At 60.0% G+C, this 21580-nt stretch carries 19 protein-coding genes; 8 read left to right on the forward strand and 11 right to left on the reverse strand.

From position 1 onward, the window contains the following. Nucleotides 1–60: 60 nt before the first annotated feature. From fabF to gmk, 4 genes are all read left to right on the forward strand, one after another. Complete coding sequence (fabF, locus tag AB8B29_RS03930; protein WP_047639175.1) at nt 61–1323, forward strand: beta-ketoacyl-ACP synthase II; 1263 nt, start codon at nt 61–63, stop codon at nt 1321–1323. A 216-nt stretch (nt 1324–1539) separates the two neighbouring features. Continuing rightward, the gene (gene mltG / locus AB8B29_RS03935; protein ID WP_037194404.1) at nt 1540–2757 is read left to right on the forward strand and encodes an endolytic transglycosylase MltG; all 1218 of its coding nucleotides are present in this window, start codon (nt 1540–1542) and stop codon (nt 2755–2757) included. 109 nt (nt 2758–2866) lie between these two features. Beyond that, nucleotides 2867–3754, forward strand: a complete 888-nt coding sequence (locus AB8B29_RS03940; RefSeq protein ID WP_047639176.1) for a YicC/YloC family endoribonuclease — start codon at nt 2867–2869, stop codon at nt 3752–3754. Between the two features lie 3 nt (nt 3755–3757). Then, nucleotides 3758–4420, forward strand: coding sequence for a guanylate kinase (gmk, locus tag AB8B29_RS03945; RefSeq protein ID WP_034507754.1), 663 nt, complete (start codon nt 3758–3760; stop codon nt 4418–4420). Nucleotides 4421–4444: 24 nt separating this feature from the next. Here the strand turns inward: gmk and rsmA are convergent, their stop codons facing one another. The 7 genes from rsmA to AB8B29_RS03980 all read right to left on the reverse strand — a co-directional run bounded on the left by rsmA (nt 4445) and on the right by AB8B29_RS03980 (nt 12980). Next, entirely contained in the window at nt 4445–5272 is an 828-nt protein-coding gene (rsmA, locus tag AB8B29_RS03950; RefSeq protein WP_047639177.1) for a 16S rRNA (adenine(1518)-N(6)/adenine(1519)-N(6))-dimethyltransferase RsmA, read from the reverse strand. Beyond that, nucleotides 5272–6297 carry a 4-hydroxythreonine-4-phosphate dehydrogenase PdxA gene (gene pdxA / locus AB8B29_RS03955; protein ID WP_047639178.1) on the reverse strand — a complete coding sequence of 342 codons (1026 nt, stop codon included), beginning with the start codon at nt 6295–6297 and terminating at the stop codon, nt 5272–5274. The genes rsmA and pdxA overlap by 1 nt, the downstream gene beginning before the upstream one ends. A 9-nt stretch (nt 6298–6306) precedes the next feature. Further along, nucleotides 6307–7251, reverse strand: coding sequence for a SurA N-terminal domain-containing protein (locus AB8B29_RS03960; RefSeq protein ID WP_037193987.1), 945 nt, complete (start codon nt 7249–7251; stop codon nt 6307–6309). A 207-nt stretch (nt 7252–7458) separates the two neighbouring features. Further along, the gene (locus AB8B29_RS03965) at nt 7459–9834 is read right to left on the reverse strand and encodes an LPS-assembly protein LptD (RefSeq protein WP_037193989.1); all 2376 of its coding nucleotides are present in this window, start codon (nt 9832–9834) and stop codon (nt 7459–7461) included. Next, a complete protein-coding gene (gene lptG / locus AB8B29_RS03970) occupies nt 9835–10920 on the reverse strand; it encodes an LPS export ABC transporter permease LptG (RefSeq protein ID WP_047552874.1) in 1086 nt (361 codons plus the stop codon). Continuing rightward, a complete protein-coding gene (locus tag AB8B29_RS03975) occupies nt 10917–12095 on the reverse strand; it encodes an LptF/LptG family permease (RefSeq protein WP_047552876.1) in 1179 nt (392 codons plus the stop codon). The genes lptG and AB8B29_RS03975 overlap by 4 nt, the downstream gene beginning before the upstream one ends. 102 nt (nt 12096–12197) lie before the next feature. After that, nucleotides 12198–12980 (reverse strand): phosphatase PAP2 family protein, encoded by a 783-nt coding sequence (locus AB8B29_RS03980; protein ID WP_051963347.1) that lies wholly within the window; start codon nt 12978–12980, stop codon nt 12198–12200. Between the two features lie 206 nt (nt 12981–13186). Between AB8B29_RS03980 and AB8B29_RS03985 the strand changes: the two genes are divergently transcribed. Further along, nucleotides 13187–14683 (forward strand): leucyl aminopeptidase, encoded by a 1497-nt coding sequence (locus AB8B29_RS03985; RefSeq protein WP_037194409.1) that lies wholly within the window; start codon nt 13187–13189, stop codon nt 14681–14683. Nucleotides 14684–14715: 32 nt separating this feature from the next. After that, the gene (locus AB8B29_RS03990; RefSeq protein WP_037193995.1) at nt 14716–15165 is read left to right on the forward strand and encodes a DNA polymerase III subunit chi; all 450 of its coding nucleotides are present in this window, start codon (nt 14716–14718) and stop codon (nt 15163–15165) included. A gap of 39 nt (nt 15166–15204) precedes the next feature. Here AB8B29_RS03990 and AB8B29_RS03995 read toward each other — a convergent pair whose 3' ends face one another. Continuing rightward, nucleotides 15205–15750, reverse strand: coding sequence for a GrpB family protein (locus tag AB8B29_RS03995; protein ID WP_037193997.1), 546 nt, complete (start codon nt 15748–15750; stop codon nt 15205–15207). 71 nt (nt 15751–15821) lie between these two features. Then, nucleotides 15822–16745, reverse strand: coding sequence for a Gfo/Idh/MocA family protein (locus AB8B29_RS04000; RefSeq protein ID WP_037194000.1), 924 nt, complete (start codon nt 16743–16745; stop codon nt 15822–15824). A 228-nt stretch (nt 16746–16973) separates the two neighbouring features. On the opposite strand from AB8B29_RS04000, the gene AB8B29_RS04005 reads away from it, so the two are divergent. Both AB8B29_RS04005 and AB8B29_RS04010 read left to right on the forward strand, forming a co-directional pair. Beyond that, on the forward strand, nt 16974–17552 hold the full coding sequence (locus AB8B29_RS04005) for a TRAP transporter small permease subunit (RefSeq protein WP_037194411.1): 579 nt from the start codon (nt 16974–16976) through the stop codon (nt 17550–17552). Next, nucleotides 17549–19315: a TRAP transporter large permease gene (locus AB8B29_RS04010; RefSeq protein ID WP_113118309.1), complete on the forward strand. Its 1767-nt coding sequence runs from the start codon at nt 17549–17551 to the stop codon at nt 19313–19315. The genes AB8B29_RS04005 and AB8B29_RS04010 overlap by 4 nt, the downstream gene beginning before the upstream one ends. 94 nt (nt 19316–19409) lie before the next feature. Here AB8B29_RS04010 and AB8B29_RS04015 read toward each other — a convergent pair whose 3' ends face one another. Together AB8B29_RS04015 and AB8B29_RS04020 are read right to left on the reverse strand one after the other, a co-directional pair. Next, nucleotides 19410–20516, reverse strand: coding sequence for a TRAP transporter substrate-binding protein (locus tag AB8B29_RS04015; protein WP_037194005.1), 1107 nt, complete (start codon nt 20514–20516; stop codon nt 19410–19412). A gap of 156 nt (nt 20517–20672) precedes the next feature. Continuing rightward, nucleotides 20673–21563, reverse strand: a complete 891-nt coding sequence (locus tag AB8B29_RS04020; RefSeq protein ID WP_439006162.1) for a polysaccharide deacetylase family protein — start codon at nt 21561–21563, stop codon at nt 20673–20675. Nucleotides 21564–21580 lie beyond the last annotated feature (17 nt).

The following is a 21580-nucleotide window of genomic DNA, read 5'->3' on the forward strand; positions in this document are numbered from 1 at the left end:
GACGTCGGGCGCACCATATTTATACGCATATCATCATAAGAAGACGGGGGTCTGAGGGCGATGAGACGTGTCGTTATCACGGGTACCGGCATGGTATCACCTTTGGGCTGCGGCACGGAGGTGTCCTGGTCGCGTTTGATCGCCGGGCACAACGGCGCGCGCCTCGTGACCGAATTCGAGGTCGAGGATCTCGCCGCGAAGATCGCATGCCGCATTCCGTTTGGCGACGGCACCGACGGCACTTTCAATGCTGACGACTGGATGGAGCCGAAGGAGCAGCGCAAGGTCGACCCCTTCATCATCTATGGCATGGCAGCTGCCGATATGGCGCTGGCAGACGCCGAATGGCACCCGGCCACGGACGAGGACCAGATCGCGACCGGCGTCATGATCGGCTCCGGCATCGGCGGCCTGGAAGGTATCGTCGAGGCCGGCTATACGCTGCGCGACAAAGGCCCGCGCCGCATCTCGCCCTTCTTCATTCCCGGGCGTCTCATCAATCTCGTTTCCGGCCAGGTCTCCATCCGTCATAAGCTGCGCGGCCCGAACCACGCCGTCGTCACGGCCTGCTCGACCGGTGCGCATGCTATCGGCGATGCGGCCCGCCTGATCATGCTGGGCGATGCCGATGTCATGGTCGCGGGCGGCGCCGAAGCTCCGGTCTGCCGTATCTCGCTTGCCGGCTTTGCCGCCTGCAAGGCGCTGTCGACGGAATATAATGACGACCCGCAGAGAGCTTCGCGCCCCTATGACCGCGACCGTGACGGCTTCGTGATGGGCGAGGGCGCTGGCGTCGTTGTTCTGGAAGAGCTGGAACACGCCAAGGCCCGCGGCGCCAAGATCTACGCCGAAGTTGTGGGATACGGCCTTTCTGGCGACGCCTATCACATCACCGCTCCGTCGGCGGACGGCGAGGGTGCATTCCGCTGCATGACATCGGCATTGAAGCGCGCCGGTCTGACGCCGGCGGATGTCGACTATATCAATGCACATGGCACCTCGACCATGGCCGACACGATCGAACTCGGCGCCATCGAGCGGCTGGTCGGCGATGCCGCGTCCAGCATCTCCATGTCGTCCACCAAGTCGGCGACAGGCCATCTGCTCGGGGCCGCCGGCGCGATCGAGGCGATCTTCGCCACGCTCGCCATTCGCGACAATATCGTTCCGCCAACGCTCAATCTCGACAATCCGGAACGCGAGACCGCCATCGATCTTGTTCCGCACAAGGCCCGCAAGCGGGACGTCAATGTCGCACTGTCCAACTCCTTCGGGTTCGGCGGTACGAACGCATCGCTTGTCCTGCGCCGTTATGAGGCATAATAACAGCGCGTAACTGCGAAAGCGGGAATGCTCTTCGGCAAGCCTGCGCGCTGTCCTCGAATTTTATCGCGCCCCATGCATCCCGGGGATGCGCCGCGGTAATGTCTGATCGGTCGAAGGCGAAGCTTCATAAGGCTCCGCCTTATCCTCTGAACCTGTTTTTTGCCGCATTGCTTGGCCAAAGAGCAGGCAATCACGAAAAGGAAGGGATTGCCGGTGAGCGATACGAACCAGAGCAACGGAACTCCGAACGGACAGAAGGGGCCGATCATACCGAAATCGGCAAGCGAAGCCCTGCGTCCGGAGCGTGTTCCGGATCCGCCGAAGCGTTCACGCAAAGCCCGCAGTCAGATGGTGATCTTCCTGAACTTCCTGATGACGTTGGCGATTTTCGTCGTCGTCGCGGCCGTAGCAGGCACGTATTATGCTTTCTCTGTTTACCAGAGCCCAGGCCCGCTGACGACCAATACGAATTTCATCGTCCGTAACGGCGCGGGCCTGAACGAAATAGCCAATCGTCTCGAATCCAACAATATCATCAGCGACCAGCGCATCTTCCGTTGGCTGACGACCACTTATCTGCATGACGGCGAAACCTTGCGGGCCGGCGAATACGAGATCAAGGCGAGCGCTTCCATGAAGGACATCATGGAACTGCTGAAATCGGGCAAATCCATCCTCTATTCGGTCACTTTGCCCGAGGGTCTGACCGTGCGGCAGATCTTCAACAAGCTGCAGGCCGATCCCGTGCTCGAAGGTGATTTGCCATCTGCCCTGCCGGGAGAGGGCAGCCTGAGGCCCGACACCTACAAGTTCACGCGCGGCACCAAGCGCACGGAAATTATCCAGCAGATGGCGGCCGCGCAAGACAAGCTGGTCGAGCAGATCTGGGATAAGCGGGACCCGAACCTGCAGCTGGCGAACAAGCAGGATTTCGTCACGCTGGCCTCCATCGTCGAGAAGGAAACCGGTCTGGCGGATGAGCGCGCCCATGTCGCTTCCGTCTTCCTGAACCGCCTCGGCAAGGGCATGCGCCTGCAGTCGGATCCGACGATCATCTATGGTCTCTTCGGCGGGGAGGGGAAGCCTTCCGATCGCCCGATCTACCAGTCGGATCTGAAGAAAGAGACGCCTTATAACACTTATATCATCAAGGGCCTGCCGCCGACGCCGATCGCAAATCCCGGCAAGGATGCACTGGAAGCCGTCGCCAACCCCTGGAAGAGCCAGGATCTCTACTTCGTGGCGGATGGCACGGGCGGCCATGTCTTCGCCGCGACGCTGGAAGAGCACAACGCCAACGTCAAGCGCTGGCGCAAGCTTGCCGCCGAAAAGGGTGAAGATCCGAGCACCATCGCGGTTGACGGTCAGCCCGATGACGCTGCCGCAACCACTACCGGTTCGGGCACCCAGCAGAAAAAGAAGACGAACTGATCCTTGCTGCGCCATGGCCTCATTGAAGCGGTGGCGCGGATTCACTTTACATTGGTCCATAATCCGATGATTTTCAGCGGATTATGGATAGGAATTATCGGAGGCTTGCATGGCATTGCAGTCCATGACGGGTTTTGCCCGGCGTGAAGGTACGAGCGGGCGCAGTCGCTGGGCATGGGAATTGCGGTCGGTGAACGGCAAGGGGCTGGATGTCCGCCTGCGGTTGCCGCCAGGACTGGAGCGTTTGGAAACCGATGTCCGCAAGCTGATTGCCGACCGGTTTTCGCGCGGCAACCTGCAGGTCGGCCTCTCGCTATCCGTCGAGGAAAGCCGGGTCGAGGTCGTGGTGAACCAGGAGGCGCTGGCGGCCGTGCTGGCGCTGCGCGATCAGCTTGCCGGCATCGTCGATCCCGCGCCTCTGAGGCTGGATAGCCTCATGGCCGTTCGTGGGCTCGTCGAGTTCAAGGAGGCTGAAGAAGGCGAAGAAGTGCTTGCGGCACGCGACGCCGACATCATCTCCGGTCTTGAGGAGGCCCTTGGCGATCTCAGCGACATGCGCGGACGGGAAGGCCGGGCGCTTGGCCAGATCCTGCTCGGTCAGGTCGCAACCATCGAGGCGCTGACAGCTGTGGTCGAGCAAGATCCCTCGCGCTCACCGCGAGAGATCGCCGTGAGGCTTGCGGCACAGGTTGCCACGCTTCTGGACGGCTCGTCGGGCCTCGATCGCGACAGGCTGCATGCCGAGGCTGCCCTTCTCGCCACTAAGGCCGATCTTCGCGAGGAGATCGACCGCCTGAAGGCTCATGTGGCGGCGGCGCGCGATCTCCTTTCCAAAGGCGGCCCCGTCGGTCGCAAGCTCGATTTTCTTGCACAGGAATTTAACCGGGAATCGAATACCATCTGTTCGAAGTCGAATACCGCCGCGGTTACCGCCGCCGGCATCGAACTGAAGGTGGTCATCGATCAGTTCCGCGAACAGGTCCAGAATTTGGAGTAGGCTATGAAGCCGGCGACATCCACATCCATTCCGATTGCCCGCCGGGGGCTGATGCTCGCGATTTCCTCGCCATCCGGTGCAGGCAAATCGACGATCGCGCGTACCCTGCTGGACAAGGATAAGCAGGTAAGCCTCTCCGTCAGCGTCACGACGCGGCAGCGCCGGCCGAGCGAAATCGAAGGTGTGCATTATCATTTCGTTTCGCAGCGCGAGTTCGAGCGACTTCGCGATTCCGACTCGCTGCTCGAATGGGCCGAGGTGCATGGCAATTTTTATGGCACGCCGCGCGAACCGGTGGAGACGGCGATGGCCGAAGGGCGTGACATGCTTTTCGACATCGACTGGCAGGGCGCCCAGCAACTGCAGGAAAAGATGCCGGCGGACGTCGTCTCCATCTTCGTGCTGCCCCCAACGATGACGGAGCTGCAATCGCGCCTGCATCGCCGCGCCGAGGATTCGGAAGAGGTCATCGCCATGCGTCTCGCCAATTCCCGCGCCGAGATCGCGCATTGGCGCGAATACGACTATGTCATCGTCAACGACGACCTTAACGTCGCCTTCGACGCCGTACAGTCGATCGTCAAGGCCGAGCGTCTGCGCCGCGATCGTCGGCACGGCATGTTCGACTTCGTTCGAGATTTGCTGGAAGAAACGCCGAAGCGCTGAGGCCGATCGGAAGCTCTGATCCGGTCAAAGACAGTTTGCCAATCGGCAAAACTCTTCCACGGAGAGCGTCTCGGCACGCCGTTGCGGATCGATATCGGCTTTCAGCAGCAACGCTTCGCCGCCGAGCGGCTTCAGGCTCTGGCGCAGCATTTTACGGCGTTGGCCGAAAGCGGCTTGCGTTATCTTTTCCAGCTTGTCGACGGCGCAGGGGATGGGATTTTCCCTTGGCGTCAGATGCACCACCGAGGACGTCACCTTTGGCGGCGGCGTGAAGGCCTGTGGAGATATGTCGAAGGCCATGTGCGCCTCCGTGCGCCAGCCGCAGAGAACGCCAAGCCGGCCATAATGATTATCATCTGCCTGCGCAACGATCCGCTGGCCGACCTCTTTCTGGAACATCAGGGTCAGCGACTGCCAGAAGGGTGGCCAGCTTGGCGGCAGAAGCCAGTTGACCAGCAGCTGGGTGCCGACATTGTAGGGTAGGTTGGCGATAATCTTGACGGGACCTTCCGGTGCCATTGCAGCGAAATCCGTCTTCAGGGCATCGCCCTCGATCACGTCAAGCCGGCCAGGATAGTGATCGGCGATCTCAGCAAGCGCCGGCAGGCAGCGTGAATCGCGCTCGACGGCGATGACCTTGGCGGCGCCAAGCGCCAGAATGGCGCGCGTCAGCCCGCCAGGCCCTGGCCCAACCTCGAATACGGTGACGCCTTCAAGCGAGCCGGCGGTGCGCGCGACCTTCTGGGTCAGGTTCAGATCGAGAAGGAAATTCTGGCCAAGCGCCTTGCGCGCATCGAGGCCATGACGCTGGATCACGTCGCGAAGAGGCGGCAAGCCGTCAAGTGCAGCCATCAGCGATCGCTTCCAGTCTTGCCGCTGATCTCGCTGGCGAGCCTCAGAGCGGCCACCAGGCTGTCCTCCTTGGCGATTCCCTTGCCGGCAATGCCGAAGGCCGTGCCGTGGTCCGGCGAGGTGCGGACGAACGGCAGCCCGAGCGTGACATTGACGGAATCGTCGAAGCCGAGCGCCTTGGCCGGGATCAGGGCCTGATCGTGATACATGCAGATGGCGACGTCGTATCGGCGGCGGGCCTCGTCATGGAACATCGTATCCGCGGGAAGGGGGCCGAAGGCATCGATCCCCTCGCTGCGAAGAACGTCGATCGCCGGACGGATGATGTCGTCATCCTCCTTGCCGAGGGCGCCGTTTTCGCCGGCATGCGGGTTGAGGCCCGCAACCGCCAGCCGCGGCTTGAAGATGCCGAAGCGGCTGCGCAGATCGTGATCGGTAATTCTGCAGGTCTCGATGATGAGATCGGACGTCAGTGCCTGCGGCACGTCCTTCAGTGGAATATGAATCGTAACCGGAATGGCACGGAGCTTGGGACCGGCCAGAAGCATGACGGGCGTGACCCGTTTGCCGGTCGCGCGCGTTGCGAGATCCGCCAGGAACTCCGTATGGCCCGGAAAGCCGAAGCCGGCGTCATAGAGTACGGATTTGGCGATCGGGTTCGTGACAACAGCGGAAGTCTTGCCACTCATGCTGAGGGAGACGGCCATTTCAATAGCGGCGATCGTTCCCTTTGCCGTGCCGACGTGCGGCTGACCGGCGATAACATCCACACCGGCCTCGATCGGCAGGATCGGCAGGGCATCATGGAAAACATCGCAGGCGGTAGCGGGGTCGGCCTCTTGCAAAGGCACGTCGAGACCTAGCTGGGAGGCTCGCGCCGCGAGAACGCCCGCATCACCGAGAAACAGGAAGGGCGGCAAACCAAGCTCGCCGCGGCGGAGCCAGGCGGCCAGCGTGATATCGGGGCCTATGCCTGCCGGATCCCCTTGCGTCAGCGCCAGGGGCATGGAAGAGCGCGAGGGCATCGGCAGCGGTCAGCGATCGACAATCTGCGCCTTGGAGCGCAGTTCGTCCATGTACTTCTTGTCGTTGGGGTTGACGCCCTTGGCGTTGTTCTTGCCGATATCCTCGGCACGGAAGACTGCCGCGGCTGCGACGTCATCATTCACCTGACGCTGCGAGCAGATCGCGATATATTCGACGCCACGGTCCGTCACGACGGAGCTTGTCGTATTGCCCGAGGCCTTTTCGAGCAACGGTTTCCAGATTTCCGGAACTTCCGGTGCCAGAACGCGGCCGAGATCCTGAACGGAAACATCGCGCATGGTCGCAGCAAACACCTTCGCCTGATCGCAACCTGGGAACTTGGAGCGCGACGCTTCGGCCTCGGCCTTGCGCGAATTCAGGATCGCGTTCCGCTTCGCCGTCGGAACGACGAAAATGACCTGCTTCAGGAAGTATTCGGTCGTGACCGGCTTCGACTTGTTTTCCGTCATGCGGGTCACGAGGTCGTCGTTCGATATGCGGTTGCTCGAACCGAAGCGGGCATTCACCACGCGCGGCCAGCTCATGGAAATGGCAATGTAGGATTTGAAGTGGTCGACGCCCACGCCCATCTTGTCGAGGATTTGGCTGAGCTGCTGTGGCGACATCTTGTTGCTGGCGGCGAAACGACCAAAGGCAGCGTCGACCTCCGTCGTAGACACCGACATGCGCAGACGCGCTATTTCCGCACGCTTCAGCGTTTCATCGATGAGCTGCTCTTTCGCCATTTTGGCAAGATCGCCCTTCTGGCGCTGCAACTTGAGGAAGTTGACGCGCTTCGCAATGTCGCCTGATGTAATGACCTGGTTGTTGACAACGACCTTTACCTCACTTGCCGCGAAAGCAACATCGCTGCTCGGTACGGCGAAGCTTGCCATAACCAGGGCCGCGGCTCCGAATAGCAGAGCGCGCATCGGTGTCTTTCCAGAAAACATCAACTACCCCTTCCCAAAGGTCTTTCTTGTCGGCATGTGCCATATCGGAACGCCATTGGCGCCATAAGGCAACTTTGCGCCACATGTCTACATCAAGCGCGATGAATTGCAAAATCCTTGCGGCGAAACAATGACGCGAGGAATGATGATCCGTTTCAAAATGAAAGAGCCGGCTGTGAAGCCGGCTCTTTGCAATTTTCCTAGATATCAGAACGTTGCGTCTTGGACGCTACCGAGATTGACGTCCCCGAGCGTGCGGAAGGTCAGCCGGGCACCGACGGACCAATTGCTTGCCGACTGATCGGTCGTGTCCTTCTTGTTCAGGAACGAAATGCTGAGGATCGTGCATTCGTCCTCGTAAGACAGGCCTATGCCCTGACGGGTGACCTGGCTGTTGTTGATATCGTAGCTTACCGTCCCGAAGACCGACCAGTATTCCTTGAACTTGATCTGCGCGCGCGTCTGGATTTCATCCTGATCGCTCGTGAAACCATATTGCGGCTGAGCAGTAATATGGGTGTAGATCAAATTCGTCTGGAATATATCGTTCGCAAAACCGACCGATGTGTCGCCGCGGCGGAACGCGAAGTTCTTCTCGTCGAAGCGATAGGATGTCGACAGCGAGATGCCCTGCGGCGTCGTCAGACCGAACATCGTGACATAGTCGGAACGGGTTGTTTCAAGTCCCGAATCTGCGCCGACACCCGCCAGATCGGGGGTTGCGAAGGAGTTGCGACCGGCAAGCTGGTACGACTGGCCGAAGATGTGCTGCAACTTGTAGCCGTTGTCGAAGCTGCCCGTGTAGCGCCAACCGACGTTGGCGCGCGTGCCGCCTTCTATACGGTCGAAGCCGGAGAACTTGTCACGGTCGAACAGGTTCGTTGCGTCGAAAACGAAGCTCTGGGCATCCTCGTTGGGCAGCTGGCCGGCAAGTTGCTCGTCCGGGCGCACATAAATCTGCGCGATCGGCTCGAACACATGCGTGCTGTTGCTCGTCGTGATGAGGAACGGGTACTTGGCTTCGAGGCCGGCCGTCACCATGCCACGCGTCGCGTAATCGCTGGTGTCGTAGTTGCCGGAATATTGGCCGGTAGGCGAATCCATGCCGAGGCCGTAGACGTCCCCACGCGCGGCTGCCAACGGTGTCAGCACAAGGCCTCCATCGGTGGTGAAGGTGCGCTGCCACTGCACTTCGGTGCTGAGGCGCGTGTCGCTTCCGGAAAGACCAAGGAAGCGGTCGTTCAGGCTGGCGTCGCCAAGGTTGTTGACGTTGTCGAGCACAGAGGCCTTGTCACGCGACAGATGCGTGAGATTCATCGTCGCCGACAACTCGCCGCCATAGACCGACTTCGGATCGACGTAATGATAGTCGATGCTCGGATAAACGACGGCTTGCTGCTTTTCCGCAGTGCTGTTGTTGTCGGCATCCTGGATGTCGTAATAGAAAGCGCGCATATCGAAATAATTGCGCTTTCCGAGACCGGTCAGGTAGATGTCGTTGGTATGGGTGCTCTGGCTGAGACCCTCGAGCCCATATGTACGCGAGAAATTGTTGTCGCTCTGCGCCGTGACATCCCAGCCGAACGTCCAGCGGGGATTGATCTTGAAGTCCGCCTTGGAGCTGATCATGCCGCGCGTCTTGTGCTCGGCATCGCTGGTCCCTGCGGTGAATGAGCCGGGATCCATCTGACTGATGCCGGCGACACGCAGGACATGCGTGCCGTTTTCAAAGCGCTGACGGAACTCGCCCTCGAGCAGCAGGCCTTGGCCGGTGTAGCCTGTGGCGCTGACCGTCGCATCCATGCTGGGCGATATGACGTAATAATATGGAACCTTCACGCCAACACCGAGGTGCTGCGAGACGCTTACCGACGGAAACAGGAAGCCGGATTTGCGCTTCACCGTATTGTCGGGAACTTCGATCCACGGGACATAGGCGATCGGCAGGCCGAACAGCTCGAAACGGGCATGCTCGAGACGCACGGTATGCGTCACGCCGTTCTGGACAACGCGCCGTGCCTTGACCTGCCATAGTGGCGCCCGGCCCTCCTGGGAGCAGGCCATACAGGCCGTATAGACGCCCTTTGTCAGAATCAACTGATTGCCGCCGACGCGCTCGCCCTTTTCGGCGACCATGCGGGTGTTGTCAGGCATTTCGATGCGCAGCGAGTTGACGAAGCCGTCCGAGAAGCTGTCGGTGACATCCATTTTGTCACCGTACATGCGATTGCCGTCCGGCATGATCAGCTCGACATTGCCGATGGCCGTCATCCGTCCGGATTTCTGATTATATTCAACCCTCTGGGCGACCATTCTATAGCCGCCATAGTTGATCTGAACGGCACCGCTGGCGGTGACGATCTGCGCGTCCTTGTTATAGACTAATTCATTGGACGAGAGGACAAGCTTAGAGCCCTCCGGTACCTTGACCTGGATAGGAGCGGTTACGGCGCCAGTACCGCCATTGTTGTTGTTGGCCTGGGCATAAACTGCGACAGGGCTCATGATATACGCGCTTGCGGCCGTGCCCGTAACGAGGGCACCCACAAACTTCCTGATACTCTTGCGGTTGCCTGCCGCCACTTAGCCGTCCTCCTGATGAAGCAGGATCGTTGCTCCGAATGCCAATGCGACGATCACGGGTATCCATGTCGCCACGAAGGGAGGAACCACTCCGCTGCTCCCGAATGCCTTTACAAGCACGGTGACAACATAAAGCACGAAGCCTGAGAGGATTCCACCCAGAATCACGGAGCGCGATTGGTTGAATCTACTGAATTTTAACGAGACTGTTGCTGCGATCAATGTCATTGCCACCAGAAGGAATGGTTGCGATAGCAGCGAGTGAAATTGGGTTTGGAGTGCATTGGTCGATATGCCGAAGGAGCGTGCGACCTTTATTCGATTAGAAAGATCATAAAAAGCAATGGTTTCCGGCTGCGCCAGGCGCTGTGAGACGAAATCCTGTTTCAGATTCGTACGGACTTGTACCGAGCTCTTGTGGTCAGGGATTTCGCCCGGCCGCCGTTCGACGACATTGTTAAGAAGCCAGTAACCATCTTCCAACTTTGCCGACTGCGCATCCTGCCGGAGAACGATATTTCCCTGTGAATCGAAGTGGATAAAGACGACCGTCATCAACGTCGTTCCATTGTTCAGGACGGCCTTGGCGCCAATGATCACATCGTCTTTACCGTTCGACTGGCGCAGCCACGGTACCGAAAGTGTATTGTGATAGGACGGGTCGCCGCGCAGGTCGGCTTCCATCGTCTCAGCCTGTCGCTGGCCCCATGCCGCCACCGGATTGAGGGCGAACATGGTCAGCAGGCCGACGCAGAAAGCGCCCATTATGAACGGCATCATGAATTGCCAGACCGAGATGCCGGCGGCGCGCGCTATCACCAGTTCGCGGCGGCGGTTGAGTGCGATCAGCACCGTCATGCCGACGAAGAGGGCGATGAACGGCACGGTCTGCTGCAGAATGAACGGCAACCTGACCATCGTCATCACCAAACCGAGGGGAACGGTATACCCGGGCAGTCCCGCGAGTCGGCCGGCGGTCTCACTGAAATCGACGAGATAGACGATCGAGATGACACCCAGGAAAAACCAGAACGTCGTCACGATGTAGCGAGTGAAGAAGTAGCGCCCGAGTGTGCCGAAGATCATGCGCCGCTCCCGTTGGAATTACCGGGTGTTGCAGGCATGCGATCCTGGACTTTTTGTCTCCAGTTGCTGAGCCGGTTGCGGATCGAGACCGGCATCGTCATCTTCCGGTTTCTGAACAGCAGCACGATAGCGATGAGAGCCGAGATGATGTTGATGCCGTAGAGAACGCCAATGAAATTAGGCGCATTCTCGATTTGGTTGGCCGCATAGAAATCCGCCCAGCGCAGCGCAAAAGCTATGGTCAGCGCCGACACCATGGGATGCAGACGTGCTTCGCGATGCGACCGAGCGTCGCCGGCGATGACGAGCGATATCAGCGCAAATATGGCGGGAAGAGCCCAATCGTTGAGGCGTCTGTGCAATTCTGCCCGGTAGCCGGTAGGTTTGGCCTTATAGTCCGCGTCGTTCGGATCCGGATTCAACAGGAAGCCGAGGTCACGGTCGCTGGCGCGCACGGTCGCCTGGCCACGGCTCTGCGTCATGTCGGAGAGATCGAAGGAATAGGAATCGAAGTTTATGATTGAGACATCGCCATCGGCTGTTTTGCGATGGACTTCGCCGTCCTTCATCAAAAGCGACGTGCCGCTCGGATCGACAGCGCCTTCCTTCGCATAATAGATGAGATCGAAGGCAGGATCGCGGGAGTCAACGACGAACAGCCCCTTTAGAATACGTCCCGACAAGCGCTGGCTGATCTGTACGTAAAGACCATCCTCGATACGCCGGAAGTTCTTCTCTTCGATGACGGTGGAAAGAAGGTCGGCATAGGCCTCCGCGACCATCTGGCGGGCAGCGACGCGAGCCCTGGGCTCAACCACATTATCAACGAAGAAGGAGAAAACACTGATCGCTATGGCAAGAATCATGATCGGTCGGATGATGATGCTTCGTCTCGCACCGGCCGCTTCCATGACCGTAAGCTCCGAATCGCTGTTCATCGCCGTCAGCGTCTGCGTGATGCCGATGACCAATGCGAAGGGCAGAACGATCGGAATGATCGTGGGCAGGATAAGGGTCGCAAGCTTTGCGAACGACCCGATCGACTGGCCGCTGTCGGTCACGAGATTGATGCGCTGCAGCACCTGGGTCGTCCAGATAATAGCGAGCACTGGCAGCAACGCCACCAGGAACATCATACCGACACGCCGTACGATATAGGTTTCGAATAACTTCATGCCGGCCCTTAAACGCAACGCCCGTCGAGCGAGCCGACAGAGATTCATCCTCATCTACGCTGTTTGCGTTTTTTTGGCGACAACCAACTCGCAAAAAAATCGTTAATTTTCCGAGATTCTTCTGTTGTGTGTCGTTTGGGATAATGCCAGCAGCGCGGCGAATATGACAAGCGAGGAAAGCCAGCCAAGGACGGCATCGGACAGGTAGTGGCCGCCGAAAGCCACTCTGAGCGCCGGAATGACGACAGAGACGGTCGCGATCGGCAGGGCGACGGCCCTACGAAGCGGTTGCGGGATGATGAAGATCAAGCAGAACAGCCAACCCGCGGCTGCTGCTTCGCCCGAGATGAACGAGCAGTTGCTGACACATTTGCCGGCGAAGGATCCCGCATGCACGAAATCGAGCGTGCCGCCGAACAGATCGGTTTGCCTGGGGCGGGGACGGCCCGAAAAGGCTTTCAGCCAGAGATTGACGATCACGACCGGACCAAGCAGCAACGAGCCGAGCGCGATCTTGAGGTTGCGGGCTCTGAGCTTGTTGAAGGTTGCACCGTGGTGCTGCCAGCACTGGAGCAGCATCCAACAGAGGATGACGGCCGAGATATAGGGGAGCTGGAAAAACACCTCCCGCAGCAGGCGCAGATGCTGATCGTCACCATAAGGGAAAATGCCGCAGATCTGATCGGGCCTGGCAAGGGCGAGACATTGCTTGGGCAGGAAGAACGCGTTCGCGACCGCGAGGTCGATCTGCGGAAAGAGCGAGAACAGACCCAGCAGCATCCACCAGAGACAGAAGAGCGCGATGAAGATGTCACCCGCCGTGCGCGGGCGCAGGTTTTCAGAAAAGCGGTCTTCGCGGTCGAGGCTGTTGAAGTCTATGATCAAGGTGGCTTTCCGGCAAAGAATGACGTCGCCCGATGGCGGCGAAAACACCAATGCGCTGAGCCTAGCTGCGCTAAATGACAGGGATTTGAAGCGGCGAAGTCCGTTTCTTCGGGGAACGCTTTGCCAAAGGCTTGTATTGCCTAGGCAAACCTTGAATGATGACCACCGAAATTATTCTTGTAATACGCATGGTAATCGGAGCCGAAATGTCTGTGAAATTCGAGATTTCCTTCGCCAATTCGGTCCGCCTTAGTGGTGGTCTGGCCATTCTCCTGAAAGACACCGATAGTGAGCTGCCGGCGGGTGCCGAGAGCGCCGATCCGGCTCATGTTTTCGCCAAGGCCGCGCCCATTTCCGGCTTCAAGGCCAAGGCATTGAACAGCCTTGATATTATCGCTCCCGAAGCCGCGCCGGTCGACAGGATCGTCGTCATCGGCACCGGCAAGGCGACGAACCTGAGCGTTCATGACTGGCTGAAGCTCGGCGGCAGTGCTGCGGCCAAAATCCGCAATGCGGAGAAGGTGGCCATCTTCCTCGATGCCCCGGCCATCAAGGTCGGAGCCAGGGAGGCCGCGGATTTCGCGTTGGGCATGTTGCTGCGCGCTTATAGCTTCGACACCTACAAAACGAAGAAGGGCGATGACGACGAGAAGGCTGCTGCCCGCAAGCCCGTCAAGGTCACGATCGTCACCCAGGAGGCCGCTGCCGCCAAAAAGCTTTTCGCGGCTTCAGAGGCTATTGCCGGCGGCGTGATTCTCGCGCGTGATCTCGTCAACGAGCCGCCGAATGTCCTCGGTCCCGTCGAGTTTGCCGCCAAGGCGAAGGAGCTGGAAAAGCTCGGCGTCGAGGTCGAGATCCTGACCGAGCGCGAGATGCGCCGGCTCGGCATGGGCGCGCTGCTCGGCGTCGCGCAGGGCTCAGCCCGGCCGCCGCGCCTGGTGATCATGCACTGGAAGGGCGGCAAGTCGAAGGACAAGCCGGTCGCCTTCATCGGCAAGGGCGTCGTCTTCGACACCGGCGGCATTTCCATCAAGCCGGCCGCCGGCATGGAGGACATGAAGGGTGACATGGGCGGGGCCGCAGCCGTCACCGGCCTGATGCACGCGCTCGCCGCACGTGGCGCCAAGGTCAACGCGATCGGCGTCATCGGCCTCGTCGAGAACATGCCTGACGGCAACGCCCAGCGGCCGGGCGACATCGTCACCTCCATGTCCGGCCAGACGATCGAAATCATCAACACCGACGCCGAAGGCCGGCTCGTTCTCTGCGATGCGCTCTGGTACACCAACGATCGCTTCAAGCCGCAATTCATGATCAATCTGGCGACCCTGACCGGCGCGATCCTGGTTGCCCTCGGCAATCTGCAAGCCGGCCTGTTCAGCAACGACGACAAGCTGGCGAACGAGCTGACAGCTGCTGGTCTCGTTACCGATGAGCGCCTGTGGCGCATGCCGCTCGGCAAGGACTACGACAAGATGATCGACAGCAAATTCGCCGATATGAAGAATACCGGCGGCCGCCATGCCGGCTCGATCACCGCCGCCCAGTTCCTCAAGCGCTTCGTCGGGGAAACGCCATGGGCGCATCTCGATATCGCCGGAACGGCGATGGGCTCGGTTCAGGATGAGATCAATCAATCCTGGGGCTCCGGTTTCGGCGTGCGCCTGCTCGACGAGCTGGTCCGTGCGAACTACGAATCGTGACCAGGCTGGCCTTGTGAGATAGAAGAGGCGATATGACCGACGTTCTCTTCTATCACCTGACGGAATCGAAACTTGAGGACGCCCTGCCGCCGCTGATCGACAAAAGCGTTGAGCGCGGCTGGCAGGTTGCTGTCCAGATGCTTGAGCCGGCGCGGCGCGATCTCCTCGATGCCCATCTCTGGACCTACCGCGAGGACAGCTTCCTGCCGCACGGCACGGATGAAAGCGAAATGGCGGACCGGCAGCCGGTGCTGCTGACGGTCTCGCCCGACAACATCAACAATGCCAGCGTACGATTCTTTATCGATGGTGCAGAAGCCACGGACGTCGAGTCGTACCAGCGCGTCGTGTTGATGTTCGACGGATACGATCAGGAGCAGCTGGAAAGCGCGCGCGCCCAATGGAAGCGTCTGAAAGGCGAGGGGCATAGCCTCACCTATTGGCAGCAGACCCAGGACGGCCGCTGGGAGAAAAAGGCGTGACGCTTTTGCCGCTCCCGTTCCGGGAAGCGGCAACCAGGCTCATTCAGCCTCCGCCAGAATCTTGTCGATGAAGTCCTTCTTCGCCGCGGTGTAGGCCGCGCGGTTGTCGGCATATTTTGACGCAAGCTCCACCTTCAAAGCCTCATAGGCGTGAGCGATATCCGGGCGCTTGCGTAAGTGGTCGCGAAATACGATGAAATGACGCCAATTCGTGCCGCCGTGTTCGACGACGTGAACTAGGTGCGTGCGGGTATCCCCGGCGACATCGCGGCCGAAAATGTGATCGTCGGGGACAATATTGCTGCCGGCATAGTCATAGCCAATGGATGCCATCGGCTCGATACAGGCAAGGCCGTCCTCGAAGCGCCGAACGCCGACGGCAATGTCGATGATCGGCTTGGCCTTGATTTCCGGGATGGAGGTGCTGCCAAAATGCTGGATCTCGATGGCAAGGTCGCCGAGAGCGCCACGAATGGCAGCCTCCTCCAGCAAATAGGCCTCGTGCCATTTCTGGTTCGGCTCCGCAAGTTTGACTGTCTTATTGCGGACGCCAAGGCCGAAGGATTGTTCACGTTCCGATACCATCGGCAACTCCCCGATGTGATAATGCGCTAAGCTAGTATACTGCGTAGCCTATCTCACATCGGGGAATGCGATCAATCGTGAAACGCTTCCACAAACTTGCGCTTACCGAGCATGAAGGCGTCGGCGACGTGACGCAGCGGCGAAACGTCGACATCGGAGACACCGGCTTTGACGATCTCGGCAAAGCGACGATAGAGCGAGGGATACTCGGCTTCAGGCGCCGAGAAAGTCAGTTCGCCATTCACGGAAAGCTTGGAGCCGCCTTCTGAAAGAACCATCTGGCCCGCATCCGTCTCGGCGACGATATCCCAGCTCTGCTTGCCGGTCTGGCGCCAGTCGAATTCGGCATGAACCGGCAGACCCTGGCCGCTCTTGAAGCGCAGATCGGCCGCGATCGGCGAATCGCGATTCTCCGGGAATTCCAGTGTCGCGCCGGTCAGGAAGAGCGCTGGAAAAATATGGGTGACGATCGACAGCGCATTGATGCCAGGATCGAAGACGCCGAGTCCGCCGGCCTGCCAGATCCATTCCTGGTTCGGATGCCAGTGGCGCACGTCTTCCTTCCAGATCACATGGACGCTGCGGATGGTCGTGTCGGCGAGGAAAGCCTTGGCGGCCTCCACGGCAGGCGCATAGCGCGAATGCCAGCTCGCAAAGAGTGAGACGCCTTTGGTCCTTGCGAGATTCTCGAGATCGGCAACTTCGCTCAGCGTCGCGCCCGGCGGTTTTTCCAGGAAGACGTGCTTGCCGGCCGAAAGCGCCTTGTAGGCAGCCTCGTAGCGATATTGCGGCGGCATGCAGAGCGAGACGGCGTCGATTGCCGGCACGGCGTCGAGCATGGCCTCGATGGTCGTGAAGGCCGGAATGCCCTCGACGGTGCCATGACGGCTTGCCGTGGCGACCAGCTTGAAATCCGGATTGTTCGCGATGGACGGAAGATGCTGGTCGCGGACAATCTTGCCGACGCCGACAATAGCAAGGTTGATGGGGGACATGGGTGTCTCTCGATTAGTATGATTATTGATGCGATCTTTATCAGAATGCCGCATGCGGGCAAGGGCGGCAAATTGTAAATGCGTGCGCTCGGCTTTACGCGCGGGCATTGTACCGGAGCCATCATCACACTTGGAAAACCGGCTCGGGCTCTTGATTCACCGCTTGAAATCGGCACTCTGCCTGTGCGCGGCAAGAGATCCTGGGAAAGACCGCCGCGGGGGGAAATCATGAAAACATTGCTCGGCTTCAGCCGAATCGTGGACTATGCGACTGAGATCATTGGAAAATCAGTCTCATGGCTCATTCTGGTCGCCGTATTGGTCAGTGCCGGAAATGCCATTGTCCGTAAAATGTTCAACATCTCGTCCAATGCTTGGCTGGAGGCGCAATGGTATCTGTTCGGCGCCGCTTTCATGCTCGCCGCCGCCTATACGCTCCGGCAGAACGAGCACATCCGCATCGATATCGTCTATGGCTCGCTCCCGCGCCGGGCGCAGCACTGGATCGATCTCATCGGCCACTGCCTGTTCCTCATGCCGTTCGCACTGCTGATGGTCTATGACCTCGTGCCCTACGTGCGCATGTCTGTCATGTCCGGTGAGGTCTCCTCCAGCGCGGGCGGCCTGATCATCTGGCCGGGCAAGGCACTACTGCTGGCCGGCTTCTTCCTGTTGGCGCTGCAGGGTATCTCCGAGATTATCAAGAAGATTGCCGTCATGCGCGGTGATATGGAGGATCCGAACCCCTATGTGCCGACGCATGCGCCCCTCGAGGTGGAAACGCCGGTAGGGGAGACACGCCGATGATGGAATTCATTGCCGTGAACATGGCGCCGATCATGTTCGCCTCGCTGATCATCTTCCTGCTGATCGGTTATCCCGTCGCCTTCGCTCTCGCCGCCAACGGTCTCCTGTTCTTCTGGATCGGCGTCGAACTCGCACCCTATTCGGGTGGTTCCATCAATCTGTCATGGCCGCTCCTCAATGCGCTGCCGGATAGGTTCTGGGGCGTGATGTCCAACGATACGCTGCTGGCAATCCCGTTTTTCACCTTCATGGGCATCGTGCTGGAGCGTTCCGGCATGGCCGAAGACTTGCTCGACACGGTCGGCCAGCTTTTCGGCCCGATCCGCGGTGGGCTTGCCTATGCGGTGATTTTCGTGGGCGCACTGCTTGCCGCCACCACCGGCGTCGTTGCGGCTTCGGTCATCGCCATGGGCCTTATCTCGCTGCCGATCATGCTGCGTTACGGCTATGACCGGCGGGTGGCCTCCGGCGTCATCGCCGCCTCCGGCACCCTGGCGCAGATCATTCCGCCGTCGCTGGTCCTGATCGTGCTTGCTGACCAGCTCGGCCGCTCGGTCGGCGATATGTATGCAGGGGCACTGATCCCAGGCCTCATATTGACCGGCCTCTACATGCTCTATGTGCTGGTAATGTCGATCATCAGGCCGAACTCGATGCCGGCACTCCCGAAAGAGGCGCGCTCGCTCGGCTCCGGCGTGACCTCGCTTTTCGTCGCGTTGCTGGTCGGCGCCGGCGTCGCCTATGCCGCCCATGTCTATCTGACGCCGATCTACGGGGGAAACGCCGATATTCTCGGTGCAACTGTCGGCGTCGCCTTCATCTACGCCATCGCCGTCATCGACAAGACGATGAAGTTCAATCTGATGTCGCGGCTGGCGCAGCAGGTGATCATCGTGCTGATCCCGCCATTGGCGCTGATCTTCCTCGTGCTCGGCACTATCTTCCTCGGCATCGCGACGCCGACCGAGGGCGGAGCGATGGGGGCAGTGGGCGCGCTGGTCATGGCGGCGGCCAAGGGCCGGCTGTCCATGGACGTCGTCCGCTCGGCGCTGGCGTCGACCACGCGCCTTTCTTCCTTCGTGCTGTTCATCCTGATCGGCTCGCGCGTGTTCTCGCTGACCTTCTACGGGGTCAACGGCCATGTCTGGGTCGAGCATCTGCTGGTGTCGCTGCCGGGCGGCGAAGTCGGCTTCCTGATTGCCGTCAATCTCCTGGTCTTCGTGCTGGCCTTCTTCCTCGATTTCTTCGAGCTGGCCTTCATCATCGTGCCGCTGCTGGCACCCGCCGCCGATAAGCTGGGCATCGACCTCATCTGGTTCGGCGTTCTCCTTGGCGTCAACATGCAGACGAGCTTCATGCATCCGCCTTTCGGCTTCGCGCTGTTCTACCTGCGCTCGGTCGCGGCAAAGGTGCCCTATCTCGACAAGGTCACGGGTAAAAATACGGCTCCGGTAACGACCGGTCAGATCTATTGGGGGGCGGTGCCGTTCGTCGGCATCCAGGTGCTGATGGTGGCACTGACGATCACGTTCCCGCAGATGGTCATGCACTACAAGGGCGCGGGCACCGGGCTTGACCCCAATACGATCAAGATCGAAGTACCGGGCTTCGGCACACCCGGCCAGGACAATGGCGGCGGCCTCGGCCTGCCGGGCCTGCAGCTTCCGGGGGGCGGTCCGCCGAGCGACAAGCCGGCCGGGCAGGGCGGCGGGCAGCCAAATCCGCCGGCCAATGATCTCAGCCAACCGCCATCATTCAATTGAAGGCGGTCGTTATAGGCATGTTGGATTGCCTTCGGCCAGGGCAAAGAAAAACCCCGGAGCGCCGCTCCGGGGTCTCTTGTTTCCAGTTCGCTGATCAGATCTTGCCGGCGCGCTGCAGCGTCATCATGTAGACGTCATAACTATACTCAGCGACCTGCGCATAGAGATAATGCTGGCCGCGGAAGCCCTTGATCGATTCCCAGATCTTCTTGAAGGTCGGGTTCGAGGCTTCCATTTCGGCATAGACCTCGTTCGACTTCTCGAAGCAGGCGTTCATGATTTCGGTGCTGAACGGACGCAGCTTGGCGCCTTCGGCGACGACGCGTTTGATGGCGGCAGGATTCAGATAATCGTACTTCTGCAGCATGTTGGCGTCGGTCGCCTGGGAGGCGGTGCGCAGCAGCGACTGATAGGCCTTCGGCAGGCCCTCATAAGCCGCTTTGTTGAACATGAAATGCACGGTCGGGCCGCCCTCCCACCAGCCGGGATAGTAGTAGTAGGGTGCGACCTTGTAGAAGCCGAGCTTCTCGTCGTCATAGGGGCCGACCCATTCGGCTGCGTCGATCGTGCCCTTTTCCAATGCCGGATAGATGTCGCCGCCGGCGATCTGCTGCGGCACGACGCCGAGGCGCTCCACCACCTTGCCGGCAAAGCCGCCGATGCGCATCTTCAGGCCCTTGAGGTCGGCAACCGAATTGATCTCCTTGCGGAACCAGCCCCCCATCTGCACGCCGGTATTGCCGCCTGGAAAGCCGATCAGCCCCTGCGTTGCCAGGAATTCGTTGAACAGGTCGATGCCGCCGCCGTGATATTGCCAGGCATTCATGCCGCGGGCATTGAGGGCGAAGGGAACGGCCGCGCCCAGTGCCCAGACCGGATCCTTGCCCCAATAGTAATAGGCAACTGTGTGGCAGGCCTCGACGGTGCCTGCCGAAGTCGCGTCGGCGGCCTGCAGGCCGGGCACGATTTCACCGGCCGCGAAGACCTGGATGTTGAAATTGCCGTCCGTTGCTTCCGAGACGTATTTCGACAGCACTTCGCCGCCGCCGTAGATCGTATCGAGCGATTTCGGGAACGACGAAGTCAGGCGCCAATTGATTTTTGGATTGCTCTGGGCAACGGCCGGAGCCGCAAGGGCTGCGGCTGCAACCGAGCCGGCGCCGGCCACGCCGGCTTTCCTCAGAAATGAACGACGATCCATCTGTTACTCCCCCCGGATACGAGCGGGCGGGCTGGCCCGCTCTTCGTGATCACGCCGCAACTAATCATGCCGCTCGGCGCCTTTCAAGCGCATCCGAAGATCTTGCAACCACTGACTGATGTTTATCTCAGGAAACCGTTCTCCGGCTTCGGGCCCTCAGCGCGTGAACTTGATATCGGCCTGGGCGACGAGATTGGTCGCCGGTGCCGGAGCGTGCTTGTACTTGAGCGTCACGACCTTGTATCCCTCCTTCTCGAGGCGGATCAGAAGGGTCGGCAGCATGGTCACGGTACGCTGGTGGATGTCATGCATCAGGATGATGCCGCGGCCGCGCTCCTGTAGCTGCTTTATCGTTCGCGCCGTGACAGAAGCTGGCGTGGAAGTGAAATAGTCCTTGCTGTCGACATCGACGTCCATGACGATCATGTCGCGAGCGGCGACGGCGGCCCGCAGGCGTTTGGAGTCGGCGAGGTAGGGGAAGCGGAAGAAGGGTATTTCGGTGCCAATGACCTTGGAGACGGCATTCTTGCCCTTGGCGATCTCGGCCATCGCCATGTCGAAGCTCATCTTGTCGAGGTCGGGATGGCGGAAGGTATGGCTGCCGATGGTGTCGCCACGAGCGAAGACTTCCCGGGCGATCGCCGGGTGGGCTTGCGCCATTTCGCCGACCATCATGAACGTCGCCTTGACGCCGAACTTGTCGAGCGTGGCGAGAATGCGTTCGGTCTTGCCGGGGGCAGGGCCGTCATCGAACGTCAGGATGACTTCCTTGTCGGCCAGCCTGACGTCCTTGAGCGAAGAGACTTCCAGCGTCCGGCCAGCGAGATTGTGCGGGCCATTTATGCTCGCCAGGTCTCTGGTCTCAAGATCGGCGACGAGCCATTTGTTCGGCTCCATCTCGACCGGATCATTGGCTTTCAGCGGCTTGTGGCGCGGCTCTTCGGCCGCATAGCCGGTTTTGAGCGATGCTTCATTGCCCGGTTTCGTGGCGCATCCTCCCAGAGCCAGGGACACGGCAAGGCCAGCCAGTAAAACACGGTAGTTCATCGGAATCGCTCAACACT

The organism is Rhizobium sp. 11_C7_N12_5 (genome assembly GCF_051811145.1).
In the GTDB taxonomy this organism is placed as follows: Bacteria; Pseudomonadota; Alphaproteobacteria; order Rhizobiales; family Rhizobiaceae; genus Rhizobium; species Rhizobium lusitanum.